We start from the raw sequence: 20,945 nt of genomic DNA on the forward strand, positions 1-20,945 counted from the left end.
GGGTTACTCCGTCGACCAGGGCATCAGCCAGTTGCCGAGCGCCTCGACGAGCGCCGAGGTGGCGTAGCCGAGCGCGCCGACGGCGAGCATGCCGATGACGACGACCTGGTTCTGTAGCAGTCGCGACCCCTGGATGATGATGTAGCCAAGTCCGGGGCCGCCGGTGAGTAGTTCGGCGGCGACGACCGTGATCCAGCCGAGGCCGACGCCGAGCGACAGTCCGGTGATGATCGAGGGGAGCGTCGCCGGCAGCACGACGTGTCGGAAGACGTCGCCCGAACCGGCCCCGAGCGAGCGGGCGGCCTGGCCGTACTCCGTCTCGATGGTGCGTGCGCCCTCGATCGTGTTCGTGAAAATTGGGAAGAACGCCCCGATGAACACGACGAACAGCGCGGGCAGCGGTACCGAGATCGATCCGAGCGCGAGCGCCGGAAAGACGATGATGGCGATCGGCAGCCACGAGATGGGCGGGATCGGACGCAGCGCTTCGAGCGCCGGATAGAGCAGGTTCTCCCAGCGATCGCTCGTCCCGACGACGAGCCCGAGCGGGATGGCCAGCAGCGCCGCCGCGACGACGCCGACCGCGACCCGCGCGCCCGAGTAGACGGCGTGGAGATAGATCGTGTCGCCACCCTCGGTCAGCGGCTGGCCGGCGAGCGCGCCGGCGAACTCGACGATCGTCGTCACGGGGCTGACGAAGTGCTCGAAGTTGAGCACGCCGAACTCGTAGAACAGCCACCAGACCGCGACGAAACCGACCAGCGAGACGAGCTTGCGAACGCCGCGCGTCGGCGACGGCAGGCTCCCGGCGAACCCCTTGACGAGCCGATCGCTCATCGAGCCGGTGCTCATCGTCCGCCTCCCGAGCCGTTGCCGGCCGAGCCGTTCGCCGCCGAACCGTTGCCGCCGGAGCCGTTGCCCGCGCCGTCGGCCGAGCGCGGTTCCCACCCGACGCTGTCGCCGAGTTCGGCCGCCGCCTCGTCGAGGATCTCGGGTTTGTAGCGGTCAGCCGGCGGCGGCGATTCGAGCGCGCCCTGGCGTGTGAGGAACTTCGGTCCGGTCTCCTTCATCAGCTTGCCCGGCTCTTTGGCTCGCTCGTAGTCGGTCGCGAACTTGAGTCGCTGGACGTCCTCGCCGATCGGCGGATCGCGGTATGCACCCCAGCGCAGCGTCGAGCGGTCGAAGTAGCGCAGGTCCTGTTCCTGTTCGACCAGATCGAGCGTTCGCTCGCGGTCGCGCTCGAAGACGCGCGTCGCTTCGAGTTCGGCCTTCAGGATCGCCTTCGCCGCCTCGCGGTGGTTGTTGATCAGATCGTCGGTCATCGGAAGGCCGCCGGCGTCGATGATGTCGTACTCCGCGCCGGTCGAGACGTACCTGGTGAGGTCGTCCTCGAAGACCGACTTCGCGATCGATGGCTCCCAGCCGAGCCCCGCCGCGATGCGGCCCTCCCGGAGGTTCGCGAGGATGGTCGAGATCCCCGTATCGACCATCTCGACCTCGCCCGTGCCGATCCCCTCGGCTTCGAGCAGCCGGAGGAGATAGCGGTGCGTGCACGACCCCTTGGTGACGCCGACGGACTTGCCGGCGATGTCGGAGGTCTGCTCGATGTTCGAATCCTTCGGCACGATGAGGAGGTTGCACTGCTGGCCGTGCGACCAGTTTGCCAGTCCGACGAGACTCGCGGGGGTTTCGGTCTGGGCGATCGTCGTCAGCGCCGGCATGTCGCCCATCCAGCCGGCCTGGTTCTTGCCGACACTGATCCGGTTGCCGATGACCGCTCCCTGGAGTGCCGACTGCCATTCCAGGGAGTAGCCGTCCGGAAGGTACTTGTTGGGGATGTCGCTGTGTTTCATCACCAGCGCCTCCCAGGCGTGCGCCGAGAACGGCTGATAGCCCATCGTCAGCGTCGTCGTGGTGCCGCTGGCCGAGCCGAGACAGCCGGCCAGCAGCCCGGTGGTGCCGATGGCCGCCGCCCCGAGGAACCGCCGCCGAGAGCTGGTCGTCGATGCCTCTGGTCGTCGTCGCTGTTGGTGCCGATTCATGATTCATCGTCGTCGTTCGCGACCCGATACGCCGCTGCCGGCGTCCGTGCCGGCTGTGTCGAGTGGGTGAAAACTACCCACCGCGCCTCGTAAGTTACCTATGGGATACTGTTCGGCTGATCGTTCCTGAAACTGTTGCTTTCGTGTGCAAGATTTCAAAAACGATGGCGATCGCTCAGTCGAATTCGCCGGAACGGATCGCCGCTTCCGCCGCGTCGAGCGCCGCCTCGCGGTCGAACACGTCGATGGCCCGCTCGCGTTCGTCGTCGGAGCGGTTGGCGAGCTCGCGGGCGTGGGCGGTGATGTTCGGGATCGCACGGACGAGGTTATCGACGACGGGGACGGCGGCAACCTGCGGCGAGCGCGAGAGGGGGTTCAGGTCGACGACGATCTCGGTCTTGCCCATCGCGCCGAGCGCCTCGGCACGATCACCGTCCTCCAGCGGGACGAGCACGACGTCGGCGGCGTGGATGCCGTCGGCGGCGACCTTCGCGCGCTCGCTCGTGAGCCCCGGGATCCGTGCGTCGGCCGACCGGCCCTTGACGTCCGTGGCCCCGTGGTTCTGGAGGTGGTCGGCGATGGCGGCGATGCGCTCGTCGGTGCGGTTGAACAGGTTGACCTCGATGGTCGCCCCGGTCGTGTCGGCGAGGCCGACGATCTCGTCGGGAACGAGCGCTGCGGCGTTGCCGTTGATCGAGAGCACGGGGTGGTCGGCGCGGAGGAGGTGGGCGGCGGCGGCGCGCTCGGCGCGGTCGGCGCTCGGGATGGTTCGTTCGCCCAGCAGATAGTCGAAGGCCTCGCCGCGACCCTCGGCGATGAGTCCCTGCTTGTGGGTGAGTCCGGCATCGACGCCGTCCTCGATCTGATGGCGGGTGTGGAGGGACTCGCTGCGGGGGTGATCGTCTGGCACCTCGATCGTCATGACCCCACTGTGCGGCCATCCGGGAAAAACCTTACACCAGTCGTGCGCCCGCACGGTCGATCTCGCAGCTCGCGGGATCGTAGCCGGCCCGCGTCAGCCCGTCGCCGAGGGCGATCACCGTCTCGCCGAGCATCGCCATCGCCGCCTCACCGTCCACCGCTCGAACGGCGTCGATGGTCCGCTCGACGGGTGGGGTGAGTAGATCGGCGTCCGCGGCGAACGCCCGCGAGCAAGCGAACAGTTTCGAGAGCGTCGGTGCGTCGCGCAGCGCCGCGAGCGCCCGCTCGCCGGCCTGCGTGAGCGTCTCGACGTCGCCACCGATGATCTCGCCCGTCGAGCGCCCGCCGAAGGAGACGTACTCGATGCGGGTCGGCGGCGTGGCGATCCCGTCGAGCCCCCCGTGGCCGGGTGCACCCGGCTCGCAGCGGAGCGGTGCCCCGCCACGGGCTTGGGCGACCACGTCGCCGAGACCGGTCCCCGCCGCGACCTCCGCGGCGTGGGCGACGCTCACGAGTTCGTTTTCCGTCCGTCCGAGATCGAACTGCTCGTTCGCTGCGAGCGCCGCGCCGAGCGCCGCACCGCCCGAGACGCCGAAGCCGGCGCTCACCGGGAGGTCGCTCTCCACGCGCACCGCAGCACTCACGTCGAGCCGATCGAGCGTGCCCGTCACGGCCTCCATCCCGACTGCCGCGCCGTCGAGTTCGACGGTCGGCTCGTCGGACGGCGCGACCGTCACCGTCACCCCGGCCGACAGTGCGAGACCCGCACCCCGCGATCCCGCCTTTCGGGGATCGTCGGCCGGATGGACGCTGAACAGCCCCGTGACGTGCCCCGGAACGAACGCCTGCGGCTCGGCGTTCGATTCCTGTTGGCATTCAGGAGCCGCCATACAGGTTTCTCGGCGACCGACAACATAAATCCGGCCGTTCGGGGTCCGCGTCGGTGAGGAAGACAGTCCGCGCCGTCGTCTCTAATACGAAGAACGGCGTGTCCACCCGACTGTCCGGCGTCTCCGGCGAACGATCGATCAGAACAGTTGAATGACGGTTATCAGTCCGTAGCCGAGCGCGAGTGCGAGTGCGAGCGAGCCGATCCACGCGAGCACCGTGTTCACCATCTTGCGCGTGCTGACGCCGGCCCCGCCGGCCGCAAAGCCGCTGCCAACGACTGCACTGACGATGATCTCGTTGAACGAGACGGGGATGCCGAAGACGACGGCGGTCTGGGCGATGGCGAACGACGGAATGAGCGCCGCGATCGAGCGCCGCGGGCCGAGTGAGGAATAATCCTGTGCGATAGCCTTGATCATTCGCGGCGCGCCCATCCACGAACCTGCGAGCAGGCCGATCCCGCCGAAGACGAGTAGCGCGAACAGCGAGATCGTGATCGGGAGCGCGGTTCCATTGACCGCCGCGAGCAGCGGTCCGACGGCCAGCCCGACTTGACTCCCGCCGGCCGAGAACGCCACGAGCCCGCCGAGTGCGAGCAGGAAGTGGCGCTCGGCCCCCTCGATGTCCGAATTCAGATCCCAGACGAGCGCGCCCGCGACCGCCACGGCGATGAGAACCGAGACGAGCCCCTGGCCGATCGCCGACGAGAGCGGTAGCTCCGCCGTCGCGGCCACGGCGATCGACGCACCGCTACTGTCCGACCCGAGCAGCGTAAACGGGATGTTGGCGACGATGAGACCGATGATGGCCCCGAGCGCCGGGATCGTGTATCGTTCGGGGATCGACTCGTGACGGAGCACGCGCGCGGTGACGTACGCGATGCCGCCGCCGACGAACGGGACGAGTACCCACAGCGTGCCGATTTCGACGTACTTCGGCCAGACCGGGCTGCCGCCGAGCCCGAGCCCGACGCCGACGACCGCGCCCGTTACGGTGAACGCCGTCGCGATCGGATAGCCGGTGAAGATGCCGATCGCGACCAGTCCGGCCGCGAGCAGGAGCAGTACCGTGGCCGCGGTCGGCGAGAGCGTGAGCCCACCCACGAGTCCCGTTCCCACCGCGTCGGCGACGTTCGCGCCCTGCAAGATCGCCCCGAGCAATCCGAGGATGCCGACGAGAAAGCCCGCGCGCATCACAGAGATCGCCCGCGCGCCGACCGCGGGCGCGAACGGCGTCGATCCCGACGAGCCGGCACCGATCGTCCACGCCATGAACAGGCTCGCGAGCGTCGCCACGGCGAGAATCGCGAGCGTTCCGAACGCGACCATCAGTCGGCGATCCACCGCCCGCGACACGTTTTCCTTCGTCGATACGACTGCGTCCCACCGACGTACGTGGTAGTCATACCATCCCTCTACGACGCCAGCGGATAAACGGTTGCGTCCGGCGCTCGCCTGCTCTCGATCGAAACGGTTCCGCTTTTTACGGCCACTCGACGGGAACGTCGCGCTACGGCGACAGGCGTTGCCTGTCTCGCGGGAACAGAACGGCTTCACGGATGTTCGGCAGATCGAGCATCGTCATCACGAGGCGTTCGCCGCCGATCGCCCAGCCGGCGTGGGGCGGCATCCCGTATCTGAACATCTTCGTGTAGTAGTCGAACGCCTCGGGATCGAGTCCTTGGGCCTCGAACCCCTCGACGAGCTGATCGTAGCGGTGTTCACGCTGGCCGCCCGAGACGAGTTCCATGTCGGGAGCCATCAGGTCGAAGCCCGTCGAGAGCTCCGCATCGTCGTCGTAGTCCTTGATGTAGAACGGCTTGATCTCGCTCGGCCAGTCGGTGACGAAGTAGTGACCGCTGACGTCGTCACCGAGCGCTTTCTCGCCCTCGGTCGGCAGATCGTCGCCCCACACGAGTTGGGTGTCGAGCTCGCCGGTCGCGTTGATGCGTTCGATCGCCTCCTCGTAAGTGAGTCGTGGGAACGCCTCGTCGGGCACCTCGAAGTCGTCGTAGCCGAGAGTGTCGAGCTGGTCGGCGCAGTTTTCGGCGACACCCTCGTAGGCCGCCCGGACGACCTGCTCGCAGGCGTCCATCGCCTCCTCGTGGTCGATGAACGCGCTCTCGAAGTCGATCGAGGTCGCCTCGTTCAGGTGCCGGGGCGTGTTGTGCTCCTCCGCACGGAAGATCGGACCGACCTCGAAGACGCGTTCGAGCCCGCTACCGACCATCAACTGCTTGAACAGCTGTGGCGACTGGTTCATGAACGCCTCCTGACCGAAGTAGGTGATCGGGAATAATTCAGTACCGCCCTCGGTGCCCGTGGCGACGATCTTCGGCGTTGTGATCTCCGTCGAGCCGAGCTCGCGGAACGCCTCGCGCGCGCTCCGGAGGATCTCGGCACGGATCTCGAAGATCGCCTTCGCCTCTTCGCGCCGGAGATCGAGCGTGCGGTTGTCGAGCCGGGTCGGGAGCTCGGCGTCGACCTTGCCGGAGGGATCGAGCGGGAGTTCGGGATCGGCGGGCGCAATCACCTCGACAGAATCAGGGACGATCTCGACGCCGGTCGGGGCGCGCTCCTCTTCCTCGACGGCACCGGAGACCGACACGACGCTCTCGCGGGCCACTTCGGTGCCGGTTTCGACGAGTTCGTCGTCCATCGCGTCCTTCTCGAATTTGACCTGGATCTTTCCAGTCCTGTCGCGGACGATGAGGAAGGCGATGCCACCCAGATCGCGGATCTCGTGTGCCCAGCCGGCGACCGTGACGTCGTCGCCCGGTTCGGCGCTCGCAGTGGTCGTGCGATCGTTCATACACGACGATGTAGAGCGGCGGTCTTAAACGCCGTCGTTTCGCACGTCGGCGACTCAGTTCGCGTCCGTCGCGCCGCGAACGGTCTCCCGTACGGCATCGACGCCTTCGTCGTGGACGAGATCGCCGACGACGACCGTGTCCGCCCGTTCGCCCATCTCGTGGGCGGAGTCGTAGTCGTGGATGCCACCACCGTAGAAGAGGGTCGCCTCGTCGAGTGCATCGCCGGCGGCGGCCACGATCTCGGGATCACCGAACGTGCCCGAGTATTCGACGTAGACGATCTCCTGGCCGAACATCCGCTCGGCGATCGTGGCGTAGGCCGCGACGTCCGCGGCGTCGAGATCGCAGTTCGCCTGCGTGTACGTCGCCACCGACGAATCGGGGTTGAGGACGATGTACGCCTCGGTGTTGGTGCGCGCCCAGTCGATGCCGTCGTCGAGGCGCACCCACTCCTTGTGTGCGCCGGTCATCCAGGAGACATCGCCGGCGTTGAACACGATCGGGATGAGATAGCCGTCGAGCGAGTCGGTGTGGACGACGGTCGCGTCGACGCCGGGTTCGATGTAGAGGGGGACGTCGTGCTCGCTGCACGCCTCGACGACCGCCTGCATCTTCTCCTCGGTCATCCCGGTTGTCCCGCCGACCTCAATGGCATCCGTGCCCGTCCGGCAGACGTCCTCGTAGCTCTCGCTGTCGACGAGGCTCTTGTCCGGGTCGATTTTCACGATGTGATCCCACTCGGTCCACGGCGCGCTCATAGCAACAGGAATCCGAGCGCCGCCTAAACGTCTTCCGTAATCGGTCGATTCCCGTCAGTCGGCCTTCGCTTGCCAGCTGCGCACGTTCTCGGCGCTCACGCCCTGGACCGACTCGGCGATCGAATCGGCCTCGCTCTCCCGGAGATCGTCGAGGCTCTCGATGCCGACCGCCGCCAGTTTCTCGACAGTCTTCTCGCCCACTCCATCGAGATCCACGAGATCGCCGACCGACTGCCGGGCCTGGTACTCGTGGTAGTTACAGATCGGACAGCCCAGTTCCCAGGGCTCGTCGCCGCTGTGGACGACCAGTTCGGGAAGGTCGTGCTCGTCGCAGAACTCGTCGGTGACCTCGATCTCGCCGCGCCGCGGGAGGGGAAGCGAATACTCGCAGTCGGGATAGCGCGTGCAGCCGACGAGCCGCGAGCCGGTCCTGAGGGTCTTGATCGCGAGTTCGCCACCGTGCTCGTCACCGCACTCGGGGCAGTCCCCGATGACGCGGTCGGCCTCGGCGTCGGCCTCCTCGGCAGCACAGAGCGGACAGCCATGCACGAAGGTGCTCCGGCCGTCGAGCATCTTCACGTTCCGCAGGTCGTGCTCGTCACACGTCTCGTCGAGGATCAGCGGCTCGCCCGCCGAGGGGAGCGGCAGCGTGAACTCGCAGTCGGGATAGCCGTCACAGCCGACGAACGAGGAGCCGTGGCGACTCTTTCGCACGAGCAGGTCCGCGCCGCAGTCGGGGCACGGACCCAGCGTTTTGTCGGCCTTGAGCGATTTTCTGAGGTGTTCGCCAATCTCCTCGCGCGAGTCGCGGAGCGCGTCGAAGACGGTCGACAGCATCTCGCGCGATTCCTGAGTGACGTCCTCCAGGCCCGTCTCGCCGTCGGCGATGGCCGCCATGTCGGTTTCGAGCTGGCTCGTCATCGCCTCACTCACCACGCGGTCGGCGAACTGCTCGGCCGCCTCGACGACCGCCTCGGCGAGCTTCGTCGGGCGGGGCGGATCGCTCTCGATGTAGCCCCGATCGTAGAGCTTCTCGATCGTGTTGTGTCGGGTGGCTTTCGTACCGATTCCCATCTGCTCCATGCGCTCGATGAGTCTGGACTGGCCGCGCCGGCGTGGCGGCTGGGTCTCCTTCTCTTCGGAGCGCACGTCCTCGATCGGCAGCTCCTCGCCCTCGTCGAGCTCCGGCACGTGGTTCTCTGAAGTGTTGAAATACGGATAGACGGCGTGGTAGCCCGGTTCGACGAGTCGCTTGCCGTTGGCTTTCAGGTGGTGCTCGTCGATGGCGGCGGTCACGCGGAGATGCTCCCACTCGGCGGGGTCGGCCACCGTCGCGAAGAATCGTCTGACGACCAGTTCGTAGATCTCCCGTTCGTCGTCGCCGAGCTCGGACGCCGACGGGAGTTCGCCCGTGGGGTGGATCGGCGGGTGGTCGGTCGTCTCCTCGTCACCCTCGGTCGGAACGATCTCCTCGCTCTCCAGCAGCGCCTCTGCATCCTCGCCGAACTCGCGATGGTTCGTGAACCCCTCCAAGAGCTCCTCGATGTCGAGGTCGTCGGGGTAGACGGTGTTATCGGTTCGCGGATAGGTGATGTAGCCCGCCGTGTAGAGCTCCTCGGCGAGGCTCATCGCGCGCTGGGCCGAGTAGCCGAGCGAGCCCGCTGCGCGGATGTACTGGGTGGTGTTCATCGGACTCGGCGGGTCGTCGGTACGGGTGCGACGACTGACCTCTTGAACTGTCGCCGCGCTCGCCTCACCGAGTGCGTCGTCAACCTCCGCCGCGACCGACTCGTCCCAGAGGCGATCGGTGCCGCGACCCGCCTCGCGGTCGAAATACTGGACCTCGAAGACGGTGTCGTCCTTGCGAAGGTCGCTGAACAGCTCCCAGTAGGTCTCGGGATCGAACGCCTGGATCTTCCGCTCGCGGTCGACGATGAGTTTGAGGGTCGGCGACTGCACCCGGCCGACGCTGATGAAGTCGTTCCCGCGCTGTTTGGCCGTCAGCGAGAGGAATCGGGTCAGTGCCGCGCCCCACACGAGGTCGATCTCCTGTCTGGCTTCGCCCGCCGCCGCGAGATCGTAATCCAGGTCGTCGAGATTGTCGAACGCCTCGCGCACCTCGCGCTCGGCGAACGAGGAGAACCGTGCGCGCTTGATCGGCGCGTCGGAGACCTCGCGAACGATGTCGGCGGCCTCCTTGCCGATCAGTTCGCCCTCGCGGTCGTAGTCGGTGGCGATGATCACGCCGTCGGCATCCCTCGCGAGCAGCCTGAGCGTACGGACGATGTTCTCGCGGCTCTCGTGGGGTTCGACCACCACGTCGGCGTCGAGCAGCTCGACGGGTTCGACGTCGCGCCAGTTCGCGTATTCGGGCGGGAAGTCGTTCTCGACGACGTGGCCCGAGAGGCCGACGCAGCGCCGCCCACCCCATTTGTAGACGTTGACGCCGTTGCGTCGCTCGACGTCGGCGCTGCCCTCGCTCAGGATTGCGGCGATGTTGCTCGCGGCGGTCTCCTTCTCGGTTATCAGCAGCTCCACCGGACACCACCCATCATTGGCCGCGGTAGGTCGATACGGCTTCTAAACCTTTCGCAGCCGTCCGGCGTCAGCCGAGGTCGAACTGCTCGGCCGCCGTTCGCATGTCCTTGTCGCCACGTCCACTCAGGTTCACCAGGATCGAATCGTGGTCGTCGGCGATCTCCCTCGTCAGCGCGAGCGCATGAGCGGTTTCGAGCGCCGGAATGATGCCCTCGGTCTCGCTCAGTTCGCGGAAGGCCGCGAGCGCGTCCTCGTCGGGGATCGCGCGATACTCGCAGCGCCCGACAGCGCGGAACATCGCGTGTTCGGGGCCGACACCGGGGTAGTCGAGCCCGGCGGAGATCGAGTGGACCTCCGTCTCGTCGTCGAGTATTCTCGTCTCCATCCCGTGGAGCGAGCCGTCGGTACCCGCCGCAAGCGGTGCGGCATGACGGGTCGAATCACCACCCTCGCCGCCACCTTCCGCGCCGTAGAACTGCACGGAATCATCGCGGAAGGCGTCGAACAGCCCCATCGCGTTCGATCCGCCGCCGACGCAGGCGACCGCCGCATCCGGCAGCTCGCCCGTTCGCTCGCGGAACTGGTCGCGCGCCTCGCGGCCGATGACCGACTGGAACTCCCGCACCAATCTGGGAAACGGATCCGGGCCGACGACCGATCCCACCAGATAGTGGGTGTCGTCGACGTTCGCGGCGAAATCCTCCAGGGCGGCGTCGACCGCGTCCGCGAGGCCGGCCCCGCCGCGCGTGACCTCGTTGACCTCCGCACCCATCAGCCGCATCCTGAAGACGTTCATCCGCTGGCGCGCGACATCCTTCTCGCCCATGTAGATCTCGGTATCCATGTCGAACAGCGCGCCGACCATCGCGGTCGCGGTGCCGTGCTGGCCCGCACCGGTCTCGGCGATCAATCGAGATTTGCCCGCCCGCTCGGCGAGCAGCGCCTGACCGACGGCGTTGTTGATCTTGTGCGCACCGCCGTGCAGAAGGTCCTCGCGCTTGAGATAGATCTCGGCCCCGTAGCGCTCCGAGAGGCGCTCGGCGTGGAAGAGTGGCGTCGGTCGCCCCGCGAACTGTTCGAGGATCGCGCGGAACTCCGCGCGAAAGTCGTCGGTCGTGGCGATCCCGTCGAACGTGTCGGCGAGCTCCTGGAGCGGCTCCACGAGCGGGTCGGGCACGTGCCGGCCCCCATAGCCCTCGAATTCGCCGGCGTGCTCCGCGTCATCGTTGCTCATCGTATCTCGATAGTGGGCAGTACCGCACAAATGTGTACCGACTGTTCGGCGGCCGGCAAGTGCCGGTCAGCCGTCGAGTTCTGCCCGGAGCAGTTCGTTGACGGTTCCTGGATCGGCGCTGCCGCCCGTGGACTGCATCACCTGCCCGACGAGGAAGTTGAGTGCGCCGTCCTCGCCCGCGTGATAGTCCTCGACCGCATCGGGGTTCTCGTCGATCGCGGTCGTGACCGCGCTCTCGATCTCGTCCTCGTCGGTGGTGCCGAGCCCCTCGCGCTCGACCACCGCGTCCGGCGAGTGTCCCTCGTCGAGCATCGCGCGCAGCACGACCTCCTCGGCGTTCTTCTCGGTGATCTCGTCCGTCTCGGCAAGTTCGATGAGATGGAGGAACTCGTCGAGTCGCCCCTCGACGTCGGCGATGGCCATGTCGCGGTAGTTGAGTTCGCCGAGGAGGCTGTCGGCGACCCACGACGCCGCCACGTCTGGATCGAACCGATCCGCGACCTGCTCGTAGAAGTCCGCGACCTCGCGGGTGGAGGTAAGTTTGCGGGCTTCGGACGAACTCAGGCCGTACTCCGCGGCGAAACGCTCGCGGCGGGCATCGGGAAGTTCAGGGATCTCGATTTCCTCGGCCCAGTCGCTGACACGGAGCACGGGGAGATCGGCCTCGGAGAAGTACCGATAATCCTTCTCTTCCTCCTTTGAGCGCATCGAGACGGTCACGCCACGTGATTCGTCCCAGTGACGGGTCTCCTGTTCGATCGTCCGATCGCGCTGGAGGGCGTTTTTCTGTCGCGTCACCTCGTAGGCGAGCGCCTGCTCGGCCCCTTTGTGGCTGGAGATGTTCTTCACTTCGGTGCGGTTGGCCGCCGCGAGCGCGTCTGGCCCGATCGCACCGTCGGCGTCGACTTCCGACTCGGGGACGAGCGAGATGTTCGCGTCGATGCGCAGCGAGCCATCTCTAGAACTGTCGAAGATGCCGAGATAGTCGAGCACCTCCTCCAGTTTGGCGAGGAACGCGCGGACCTCGTCGGGGCTCCTGAAGTCGGGCTCGGTGACGATCTCCATCAGCGGAACGCCAGCGCGGTTGTAGTCGACTCTGGTGTATTCGGCGCTGTCGATGCCGCCACCGCCGCCGGCGTGCTGGAGGCTCCCCGGGTCTTCCTCCAGATGGGCGCGTTCGATGGCGATGGTCCGTTCGTCGTCCTCGACCGTGACCGTGAGTTCGCCGTCCTGACAGATCGGCGAATCGTACTGGGTGATCTGGAAGTTCTTCGGGAGATCGGGGTAGTAGTAGTTCTTCCGGTGGAAGTGGCTCTCGTCGGGCACGTCGGCGTCGATCGCCGCCGCAAGTTTGAGCGCACCCTCGACGGCAGCCTCGTTCAACATCGGGAGCGCGCCCGGCAGGCCGAGACAGGTCGGACACGTGTGGGAGTTCGGCTCGCTGTCCTCGAAATCGGTCGCACAGCCACAGAATATCTTGGACTCGGTTTCGAGCTGGACGTGGACCTCCAGCCCGATGACGACGCGGTGGTCGCTAGCACTGACGGCGCGGGCGCTCATTGTCGCCTCTATCCGGCCGCGACCGCTAAAACATGACGCCATCGCCGTCCGCGCGGTGTGGTGGCCACATCTGCCAACTTTCGGAAACGTGTCTGACGCACGTTTATGTCCACGGGACGCCGCCATCGGCCATGAGCGGCAACCGCGTCGAGGAGCTCGAATCGCGCGTCGAAGAACTCGAAGCCTCCCTCTCCGGCCTGACCGACGAGCTGATGGAGACGAAGGCCCGCCTCGCCGAGCTCGAAGACGAGTCATCGGACGAATACATCGAAGCAGGCGTCGGGGCCGTCACCGACGACGGGACCGAGGAATCGAGCGCAAACGAAGAAGCTAACCCGGACGAGGGCGATTCTACTGACGATTCAGCGGCCGACGACATCATCGTCGCGTAGGCCGCCCACGAGCACCCCATGCATATCAAATCGCTCGTCCTAGAGAACTTCAAGAGTTTCGGCCGTCGAACGGAGATCCCGTTTTACGAGGATTTCACGACCGTGAGCGGGCCGAACGGCTCCGGCAAGTCGAACATCATCGACGCCATCCTGTTCTGTCTCGGGCTCGCCCGCACGCGCGGGATCCGCGCCAGGAAGCTCACCGATCTCATCTACAACCCCGGTCACGAGGAGGGTGGCGAATCGGCCGGTGGCGGTGTTCGAGAAGCGAGCGTCGAGGTGGTGCTCGACAACGCCGAGCGGACGCTCCCGCGCGCCGAGATCGAGAGCGCCGCCGGCACCGAGAACGTCGGCGACGTCGACGAGATCGTCATCAAGCGCCGGGTCAAACAGACCGAGGACAACTACTACTCCTACTACTACCTCAACGAGCGCTCGGTCAACCTCTCCGACATTCAGGACCTGCTCGCGGGGGCGGGCGTCACGCCCGAGGGGTACAACGTCGTGATGCAGGGCGACGTCACGGGCATCATCAACATGACCGCGGGCGAACGCCGCGAGATCATCGACGAGATCGCCGGCGTGGCCGCCTTCGACGCGAAGAAGGAGGACGCCTTCGAGGAGCTCGAAGTCGTCGAGGAGCGCATCGACGAGGCCGAACTCCGCATTCAGGAGAAAGAGGAACGCCTCGAACAGTTGAACGACGAACGCGAGACGGCGCTCGAATACCAGTCGCTGCGCGAGGACAAGGAGGAGTACGAAACCTACCGCAAGGCCGCCGAGCTGGAGGACAAGCGCACGAGCCTCGACTCCGCGGTCGAGAGGATCGACGAGCTCGGCGACGAACTCGACGAGCGCCAGCACGAACTCGACGAACGCCAAGGGAAGGTCTCGCGGCTCGAAACCGATCTCGACGAGCTCAACGACGAGATCGAGCGCAAGGGCGAGGACGAGCAGCTCGCGATCAAGCGCGAGATCGAGGAGATCAAGGGCGAGAAGAGTCGGCTCGAAGATAAGATCGAGAGCACCGAGGAGCGCATCGACGAGGCGGAAAACGAGCGCCGGCAGGCGTTCGTCGAGCTCGACAAGAAACAGGAGACCGTCGACGATCTCGACAGTGATGTTCGGAGCGTGAAAGTCGAGAAGTCCTCCATCGCTGCCGAGATCGAGGACAAAGAGGACGAACTGGCCGAGGTCGAGGCCGAGATCGAGGAAAGCGACACGGAGTACGACGAGGTGAAGGACGATCTCGAAGAGCGACGGGAGGCGCTCGAAGCCGAAAAGAGCGCGAAAAACGAGAAACAGCGCGAGCAGGACAGGCTGCTGGATGCGGCTCGGCGGCGCTCGACCGAACAGAGCGAGAAAGAGAGCGATCTCGACGAGACTCGCGAGCGGATCCCGGAAATCGAGGCCGCGATCGGCGATCTGGAGGACGAGTTGGCGAAGGCCGAGCAGAACGAGGCGAACATCGAGGACGTCGTTGCGGACCTCAAGGCCGACAAGCGCGAGCGGACCGAGGAGCGCGACGAGATCGAGGAGGAGCTCCGCGCCGCGAAGGACGAGTACGCGAGCCTCGAAGCGAAGACCGACGACAGCGGCTCCTCCTATGGAAGAGCGGTTTCCACGATTTTGAACGCCGATCTCGACGGGGTGCACGGCACGATCGCGCAGTTGGGCGGCGTGGCGAGCGAGTACGCGACGGCGTGCGAGACGGCGGCCGGTGGGCGGCTCGCCCACGTCGTGGTCGGCGACGACGGAGTGGGCCAGCAGGCCATCGAGTATCTGAAATCCAGGAACGCAGGCCGGGCGACCTTCCTGCCGATGACGAAGATGCAGCGCCGGTCGGTGCCGAACCGACCCAACGAGGCGGGCGTCGTGGATTTCGCGTACAATCTCGTGGATTTCCCCGAGAAGTACGCGGGCGTCTTTTCGTACGTGCTCGGCAGCACCCTCGTCGTCGAGGAGATGGAGACCGCCCGCGAGCTGATGGGTGACTACCGGCTCGTCACTCTGGAGGGCGAACTCGTCGAGAAGAGTGGCGCGATGACCGGCGGCTCGCGCAGCGGGTCGCGCTACTCCTTCGAGTCGAGCGCGGGTCAGCTAGAACGTGTCGCCGACCGGATCACCGAGCTCGAAGAGAATCGGCGCGAGATGCAGGAGGACGTCCGAGAGATCGAGGAGCGCCTCGACGACGCACGCGAGCGCCGATCGGCGGCCGCCGAGCAGGTCCGCGACATCGAGAACGATATCGAGCAGAAGGAGCGCGAGCGCGAGGAGATCGACGAGCGCATCGACGAGCTCGAAGCGGATATCGCGGAGATCGAAGAGGCCCGCGAGGAGGTCGACGCGGAGATGCAGAGTCTGGAGACCGAGATCGCCGACCACGACGACGAGATCGCGGCGATCGAAGACGACATCGCGGAGCTCGAAGACGAACTCGCGGACTCTGCCATCCCGGAGCTCACGAACGAGGCCGACGCGATTCAGGACGATATCGACGAACTCGACGATCGGATGGGCAAGCTCGACGGCGAGCTGAACGAACTCCAGCTCGAAAAACAGTACGCCGAGGAGTCGATCGACGAGCTCCACGAGACGCTCGAAAGCGCTCAGAATCGCAAGGCCGAGGGCGAGGAGCGCATCGAGGAGCTCGAAGGAAAGATCGACGAACAGGAGGGAAAACTCGACGAGCGCGAGGCGGCCGTCGCCGATCTCGAGGACGAACTCGCCGATCTCAAGGACGAGCGCACGGAGCTGAAGGAGGAGCTCGCCAACGCGAAGGAGAGCCGCGACGAGCAGCGCGAGCGGGTGAACGAGACCGAAAGCGAGCTGGAGAGCCGCCGCGAGCGCCGGGAGCGACTGGAGTGGGAGATCGACGAACTCGAATCGGTCGTCGGCGAGTACGACCCCGACGAGATCCCCGACCACGACGAGGTCGAAGACGAGATCGCCCGGTTGGAGAAGGAGATGGAGGAGCTAGAGCCGGTCAACATGCTCGCCATCGAGGAGTACGATACCGTCGAGGCGGATCTCGACGATCTCACCGACAAGCGGGCGACGCTCGTCGACGAGCGCGACGGCATCGAGGAGCGCATCGACTCCTACGAGGCCCAGAAGCGGGAGACGTTCATGGACTCCTACGAGACGATCAACGACCAGTTCGAGACTATCTTCGAGCGACTCTCCGCGGGGTCGGGAACGCTCCATCTAGAGGACGAGGAAGATCCCTTCGACGGCGGGCTGACGATGAAGGCCCAGCCGGGCGACAAGCCGATCCAGCGGCTGGACGCGATGAGCGGCGGCGAGAAGTCGCTCACCGCGCTCGCGTTCATTTTCGCCATCCAGCGCCACAACCCCGCGCCATTTTATGCGCTCGACGAGGTGGACGCCTTCCTCGATGCGGCCAACGCCGAGCGGGTGGGCGAGCTGGTCGACGAACTCGCCGCCGACGCACAGTTTATCGTCGTCTCGCACCGCTCGGCGATGCTCGAACGCTCCGAGCGCGCGATCGGCGTGACGATGCAGGGCGACAACGTTTCGGCGGTGACGGGGATCGATCTCGGCGCACAGGAGGTGCCCGCCGATGACTGAGGCGGCGGGCGGTGCTGTGGAGGACGAGAACGGAGAGGTCGAGCCGGTCGAACTGCTCGTGAGGCTCGCCGAGGAAGGCGAGATCGAACCGTGGGATATCGACGTCGTCGACGTGACCGACGCCTTCCTCGAACGGCTCGACGCGGCGGATCTGCGTACCTCGGGCCGGGCACTGTTCTACGCGAGCGTGCTCCTCCGGATGAAGAGCGAGGCGCTGCTCGAACCGGACGAGGAGGACGAACCCGAAATCGAGCCGTGGGAGGAGGGTTACGAGCAACCGCTCGACGAGTTCGGACCGGACCCGGTGGCGGCGCTCGAAGACGAGATGGATCGCCGGCTCGATCGGAAGGGCGCGCGCGGCACGCCGGAGACGCTCGACGAGCTCGTGCGCGAACTCCGCGAGGCCGAGCGCGACTCGTGGTGGAAGGAGTCCAGGACCTACGACACGAGCGGCTCGCCGAAAGGGTTTCAACGGGGAACGCAGACCCTCGACTACCGGTCGGGCGACGATCTGCGCGTCGACGACGAGCCGACCGAGGCCGACGTCACGGGCACGGCCCACGGCGAGGACATCGAGGCCATCATCGCGGACGTCCAGCGCGTCCTCCGTAAGCAGTACGACGCCGGGCGCGATGAGGTACTCTACGCCGAGATCGACACGGCGGGCGGCTCGCGCGTCGAGACCTTCCTGGCCGTGCTCTTCCTCTCACACCGCGGCCACGTCCGCCTCCAGCAGGACGAGCTGTTCGGCGATCTCTGGGTGCAGAACCCGAACACGGAGTCGGCCTCGACCGAGGCGATCGCCGACTGAAGTAGGGGTGTGCTACCGCGGTTCGGAGTAGCATTATTGCACTCGGAACGAACGAAGTGATATGTCCGATCCGTTCGGCCGCGCCGTCCGCGACTTCCATCGTGACGAACAGGACGCACCCCTCATCCAGCGCGATGGTGAGTGGGCGCGCGAACACCCAATCGAGGCGTTCTATTTCGACGAGTTCGATCCCGACAGCGACCGCAGTGAGTTCCTGATGTCTTGGCTCGATGGCCCACTGCTCGATATGGGTGCAGGCGCGGGACGCGATACGCTCTACTTCCAGGATCAGTTCGAGACGGTCGCCATCGAGGTGAGCGATCATCTCGTCGAAACGATGCGCGAGCGGGGTGTCCGCGACGCCCGTCGTGCCGACATGTTCGCGCTCCGCGAGTCGTTCGAGCGCGATCGGTTTCAGTCGGCGTTCGCGTGGGGGACACAGGTCGAGCTCGCGGCCTCGATGCAAGGGCTCCGAGAGTTCCTGGACGATCTCGCGTTCGTCACCGCTCCGGATGGGACGGCGACGCTCGACTGTCACGACCCGGAGCGGATCGTGGCGGAGGGGATGCTCGGCTACCGCGCCGATCCGACACCCGGACTCGCCCACCGCGTGATGCAGTTCGAATACGAGGGCGACATCGGCGAGACGCTCCTGTTTCGGCTGTTCGGCCCCGATCGGCTGCGCGAGGCCGCAGCGGAGATCGGTTGGGAAGTCGCTGCCCACAGCTACGATGCCGCGGACTCGCCACATTACCAGGCGGCGCTGACGAAGGCGTAGCCTGCTGCGGATTCTCACTGCACGATTATTCGTCGGCAAGTGTTTCCGCTCGCCGAAAGGTTGATAGCATGTCGTGTTGTATGGTATCTCGTATCATGACACCGGAACGCATCAAGGAGCGGTTGAAGGAGACCGAAGGTCGAGTCGATGTCGAGGCGTTCGTCAGCGCGCTCGAATACGTCCGCGACGACGGGCGACGGTGAGACGATAGCCCGCGGCGTCCACGCGCGAGAGGTACGCGGGTCAGTATCGGTCCGGCAGGTTCGAGGAGCCGTGTGCAAAAACAGTATTTTTCGTCCGTTCGTTCGCGTCTCAGACGTCGTCAGTCTCGCGATCCTCGTGTTCGCCTTCCTCGATCTCCTCGACGACCTTGTCACAGAAGGTGTCGAGATCGTCGGGGTTGCGGCTGGTGACGAGCCCCTCGTCGACGACGACCTCCTCGTCGACCCAGTCGCCGCCCGCGTTGCGGATATCGGTCTCCAGGCTGTGATAGGAGGTCAGCTGCCGACCGTCGACGACGTCGGCCTCGACGAGCGTCCACGGACCGTGACAGATGACACAGAGCGGCTTCTCGGTCGCGAAGAAGTCGTGGACGAACTCCACCGCGTCGTCGTCGGCGCGGAGAGTGTCGGCACCGACGGTCCCGCCGGGAACGACGAGTCCGTCGTACTCCTCGACGCTGGCGTCGGCGAACGTCTTCTCGATTTCGTAGCTGCCGGCCGGATCGAGGTCGTTGTTTACCGTCTCGACCTCGCCGGTCTCGACACCGATGACTTCGACGCTGGCCCCGGCATCGGTCACGGCGTCGCGTGGCTCGGTGAATTCGGCTTCCTCGGAACCGCGCGGTGCGAGAACGATGCCGACCGTCTTGCCGTCGAGTTGGTCGCTCATGGGACGCTCGGAACGCGGAGAGCGATCGCGGTAAGTCGATGGCTTGCTCTCGCAACGACTCAGTCGAGATAGTCGCCGGCGAGCAGCGCGAGGCGCTCGCGGGTCTCGTCGGGGATCGCCTCGGCCGCGGTGTTGATCGTCCCGTCGAGTGCGTGCGCGCAGTCACAGTCGCGCTCGTCGGGCATCGTCTCGATGGCACGCCGGATCGTCGCGTTGATCCGCTCCTCGTTCGCGGCGGCGTTGTCGAGCACCTCTTGGAGGCTTACCTCGCTGTCCTCCTTCCAGACGTCGTAGTCGGTGACGCCGGCGACGGACGCGTAGCAGAGCTCGGCCTCGCGGGCGAGTTTCGCCTCCGGTACGGCGGTCATTCCGACGATATCCCAGCCCTGCGCGCGGTAGAACTCGCTCTCCGCTCGGGTGGAGTACTGTGGGCCCTCGATGCAGACGTAGGTACCGTCCTCCTCGACGCCCGCTTCTGCTCCGCCACCCGCCTCCGCCCCGCTATCCGCACTCGGCCCGTCGTCCGCCTCACCGTCCGCTCCCGCTGCCGCCTCGTCGTCGATCGTCTCGGCCGCGGTGGCGAGATGGCTGGTCATATGAGGGCAGTACGGCTCGGCGAAGCCCATGTGGACGACCATCCCGTCGCCGAAGAACGAGGTCGTGCGGTGGCGCGTCCGGTCGAACAGCTGATCGGGGACGACGAGCGTCTGCGGCGGGAGCCCCTCACGCAGGCTCCCGACCGCGTTGGTCGCGAGAACCCGATCGACGCCGAGTTCCTTCAGCGCGTAGATGTTCGCCCGGTAGGGCACTTCGGTCGGCGAGAGCTCGTGGTTCGGCCCGTGTCGCGGGAGGAAGGCGATCTCCCGGCCATCGAGTTCGCCGACCGTGACGGAGCCGCTCGGCGCGCCGAACGGCGTCTCGACGCTCTCCTCGTGGCCCGCGTCGAGATCGAGCGCCTCGTAGATGCCGCTGCCGCCGATGAGACCGATCATGGTTCCTCCAAGAGCGTCCAGCCCTCGCCCTCGCGTGCGACGAGTTCCCGGCGCTCCATCTCCGCGAGCACCTCGTCCATCCGGTCGGGCTGGGCGATCTCCATTTCGATGCGGTCGATGCCGTGATGCTCGGCGAGCAGGTGGCGGATCTCCTCCATGCCCATCGCCGTGTCGGGTTTCAGGACGCCGCTCACGAGATCGGTCATGTCCTCAATGAAGTTCCAGGGGTAGATCACCCAGGTCCAGCTGTCGAGATGCTCGCCGACGTAGTCGGGTTCGAACTCGCTCGTCCCGAGCAGTTGGACGGTCGCGGTGCGGACGGCGTTCGGATCGCGGTCGGTGACGTACTCGTGGGCGCGCTCGATCGAGCCCCCGGTGTCGGCGATGTCGTCGATGATGAGAACGTCCTTGCCCTCCACCGAGCCCTCGGGCATCGGATAGCGGATCTCCGGCTCGCCCGTTTTGGCGGCGGTTCCTACGTAATGTTCCATCTTCAGGCTCGTAAGGTCGTCGAGCCCGAGGAAGTCACAGAGACAGCGTCCGGCGAACCAGCCGCCGCGCGCGAGCGCGACGACGACCTCCGGCTCGAACTCGGTGCGTCTGACCTGATCGGCGACCGACCGACAGCGGCCGTAGATGTACTCCCAGTTGGTGACGGTGCAAGTGAAGTCGTCGCGCTCGGTCATGGCTCAGTTGTGTGGGACGGCGGCACGCGTTAAGTCGTTGTGTCTCTC

At 66.2% G+C, this 20,945-nt stretch carries 17 protein-coding genes; 4 read left to right on the top strand and 13 right to left on the bottom strand.

The features are described 5' to 3' along the window. Positions 1–3: 3 nt before the first annotated feature. From NO363_RS09570 to gatB, 10 genes are all read right to left on the bottom strand, one after another. On the bottom strand, positions 4–852 hold the full coding sequence (locus NO363_RS09570; protein ID WP_256684683.1) for an ABC transporter permease: 849 nt from the start codon (positions 850–852) through the stop codon (positions 4–6). Beyond that, on the bottom strand, positions 849–2,042 hold the full coding sequence (locus NO363_RS09575) for an ABC transporter substrate-binding protein (protein ID WP_256684685.1): 1,194 nt from the start codon (positions 2,040–2,042) through the stop codon (positions 849–851). The genes NO363_RS09570 and NO363_RS09575 overlap by 4 nt, the downstream gene beginning before the upstream one ends. Positions 2,043–2,217: 175 nt before the next feature. Further along, a complete protein-coding gene (locus NO363_RS09580) occupies positions 2,218–2,964 on the bottom strand; it encodes a 4-phosphopantoate--beta-alanine ligase (RefSeq protein ID WP_256684687.1) in 747 nt (248 codons plus the stop codon). Between the two features lie 31 nt (positions 2,965–2,995). After that, on the bottom strand, positions 2,996–3,853 hold the full coding sequence (locus NO363_RS09585; protein ID WP_256684689.1) for a pantoate kinase: 858 nt from the start codon (positions 3,851–3,853) through the stop codon (positions 2,996–2,998). A gap of 138 nt (positions 3,854–3,991) precedes the next feature. Then, on the bottom strand, positions 3,992–5,182 hold the full coding sequence (locus NO363_RS09590; protein ID WP_256687951.1) for an inorganic phosphate transporter: 1,191 nt from the start codon (positions 5,180–5,182) through the stop codon (positions 3,992–3,994). 181 nt (positions 5,183–5,363) lie between these two features. After that, positions 5,364–6,665 carry an aspartate--tRNA(Asn) ligase gene (gene aspS, locus NO363_RS09595; RefSeq protein ID WP_256684691.1) on the bottom strand — a complete coding sequence of 434 codons (1,302 nt, stop codon included), beginning with the start codon at positions 6,663–6,665 and terminating at the stop codon, positions 5,364–5,366. A gap of 54 nt (positions 6,666–6,719) precedes the next feature. Further along, positions 6,720–7,424, bottom strand: a complete 705-nt coding sequence (locus tag NO363_RS09600; protein ID WP_256684692.1) for a phosphoglycerol geranylgeranyltransferase — start codon at positions 7,422–7,424, stop codon at positions 6,720–6,722. A 54-nt stretch (positions 7,425–7,478) separates the two neighbouring features. Continuing rightward, a complete protein-coding gene (locus NO363_RS09605) occupies positions 7,479–9,962 on the bottom strand; it encodes a DNA topoisomerase I (protein ID WP_256684693.1) in 2,484 nt (827 codons plus the stop codon). 67 nt (positions 9,963–10,029) lie between these two features. After that, entirely contained in the window at positions 10,030–11,196 is a 1,167-nt protein-coding gene (trpB, locus tag NO363_RS09610) for a tryptophan synthase subunit beta (RefSeq protein WP_256684695.1), read from the bottom strand. Positions 11,197–11,262: 66 nt separating this feature from the next. After that, on the bottom strand, positions 11,263–12,756 hold the full coding sequence (gatB, locus tag NO363_RS09615) for an Asp-tRNA(Asn)/Glu-tRNA(Gln) amidotransferase subunit GatB (protein WP_256684696.1): 1,494 nt from the start codon (positions 12,754–12,756) through the stop codon (positions 11,263–11,265). Between the two features lie 131 nt (positions 12,757–12,887). On the opposite strand from gatB, the gene NO363_RS09620 reads away from it, so the two are divergent. From NO363_RS09620 to NO363_RS09635, 4 genes are all read left to right on the top strand, one after another. After that, entirely contained in the window at positions 12,888–13,148 is a 261-nt protein-coding gene (locus NO363_RS09620; protein ID WP_256684697.1) for a DUF7518 family protein, read from the top strand. A gap of 18 nt (positions 13,149–13,166) precedes the next feature. Further along, positions 13,167–16,739: a chromosome segregation protein SMC gene (gene smc / locus NO363_RS09625; RefSeq protein WP_256684698.1), complete on the top strand. Its 3,573-nt coding sequence runs from the start codon at positions 13,167–13,169 to the stop codon at positions 16,737–16,739. Further along, on the top strand, positions 16,732–17,550 hold the full coding sequence (locus NO363_RS09630) for a segregation and condensation protein A (RefSeq protein ID WP_256684699.1): 819 nt from the start codon (positions 16,732–16,734) through the stop codon (positions 17,548–17,550). The genes smc and NO363_RS09630 overlap by 8 nt, the downstream gene beginning before the upstream one ends. 61 nt (positions 17,551–17,611) lie before the next feature. Continuing rightward, entirely contained in the window at positions 17,612–18,328 is a 717-nt protein-coding gene (locus tag NO363_RS09635; protein ID WP_256684700.1) for a class I SAM-dependent methyltransferase, read from the top strand. Between the two features lie 312 nt (positions 18,329–18,640). Here the strand turns inward: NO363_RS09635 and NO363_RS09640 are convergent, their stop codons facing one another. Genes NO363_RS09640 through NO363_RS09650 form a run of 3 tightly spaced genes read right to left on the bottom strand, consistent with a single transcriptional unit; the run spans position 18,641 to position 20,897 of the window. After that, entirely contained in the window at positions 18,641–19,219 is a 579-nt protein-coding gene (locus NO363_RS09640; RefSeq protein WP_256684702.1) for a type 1 glutamine amidotransferase domain-containing protein, read from the bottom strand. A gap of 59 nt (positions 19,220–19,278) precedes the next feature. Continuing rightward, the gene (mtnP, locus tag NO363_RS09645) at positions 19,279–20,211 is read right to left on the bottom strand and encodes an S-methyl-5'-thioadenosine phosphorylase (RefSeq protein WP_256684703.1); all 933 of its coding nucleotides are present in this window, start codon (positions 20,209–20,211) and stop codon (positions 19,279–19,281) included. Next, on the bottom strand, positions 20,208–20,897 hold the full coding sequence (locus NO363_RS09650; protein WP_256684704.1) for a phosphoribosyltransferase: 690 nt from the start codon (positions 20,895–20,897) through the stop codon (positions 20,208–20,210). Before NO363_RS09650 ends, mtnP begins: the two co-directional genes overlap by 4 nt. Between the last annotated feature and the right edge of the window lie 48 nt (positions 20,898–20,945).

This window comes from Halococcus qingdaonensis (assembly GCF_024508235.1).
Lineage (GTDB): Archaea > Halobacteriota > Halobacteria > Halobacteriales > Halococcaceae > Halococcus > Halococcus qingdaonensis.

Bases quoted from the DNA above. Each gene is read 5' to 3' on its own strand.
- NO363_RS09650 (WP_256684704.1), bottom strand. From the start codon at position 20,897: ATGACCGAGCGCGACGACTTCACTTGCACCGTCACCAACTGGGAGTAC.
- smc (WP_256684698.1), top strand. From the start codon at position 13,167: ATGCATATCAAATCGCTCGTCCTAGAGAACTTCAAGAGTTTCGGCCGT.
- NO363_RS09630 (WP_256684699.1), top strand. From the start codon at position 16,732: ATGACTGAGGCGGCGGGCGGTGCTGTGGAGGACGAGAACGGAGAGGTC.
- NO363_RS09585 (WP_256684689.1), bottom strand. From the start codon at position 3,853: ATGGCGGCTCCTGAATGCCAACAGGAATCGAACGCCGAGCCGCAGGCG.
- NO363_RS09570 (WP_256684683.1), bottom strand. From the start codon at position 852: ATGAGCACCGGCTCGATGAGCGATCGGCTCGTCAAGGGGTTCGCCGGG.
- aspS (WP_256684691.1), bottom strand. From the start codon at position 6,665: ATGAACGATCGCACGACCACTGCGAGCGCCGAACCGGGCGACGACGTC.
- NO363_RS09590 (WP_256687951.1), bottom strand. From the start codon at position 5,182: ATGGTCGCGTTCGGAACGCTCGCGATTCTCGCCGTGGCGACGCTCGCG.
- NO363_RS09620 (WP_256684697.1), top strand. From the start codon at position 12,888: ATGAGCGGCAACCGCGTCGAGGAGCTCGAATCGCGCGTCGAAGAACTC.
- NO363_RS09635 (WP_256684700.1), top strand. From the start codon at position 17,612: ATGTCCGATCCGTTCGGCCGCGCCGTCCGCGACTTCCATCGTGACGAA.
- NO363_RS09580 (WP_256684687.1), bottom strand. From the start codon at position 2,964: ATGACGATCGAGGTGCCAGACGATCACCCCCGCAGCGAGTCCCTCCAC.
- gatB (WP_256684696.1), bottom strand. From the start codon at position 12,756: ATGAGCGCCCGCGCCGTCAGTGCTAGCGACCACCGCGTCGTCATCGGG.
- mtnP (WP_256684703.1), bottom strand. From the start codon at position 20,211: ATGATCGGTCTCATCGGCGGCAGCGGCATCTACGAGGCGCTCGATCTC.
- NO363_RS09600 (WP_256684692.1), bottom strand. From the start codon at position 7,424: ATGAGCGCGCCGTGGACCGAGTGGGATCACATCGTGAAAATCGACCCG.
- NO363_RS09575 (WP_256684685.1), bottom strand. From the start codon at position 2,042: ATGAATCGGCACCAACAGCGACGACGACCAGAGGCATCGACGACCAGC.
- trpB (WP_256684695.1), bottom strand. From the start codon at position 11,196: ATGAGCAACGATGACGCGGAGCACGCCGGCGAATTCGAGGGCTATGGG.
- NO363_RS09640 (WP_256684702.1), bottom strand. From the start codon at position 19,219: ATGAGCGACCAACTCGACGGCAAGACGGTCGGCATCGTTCTCGCACCG.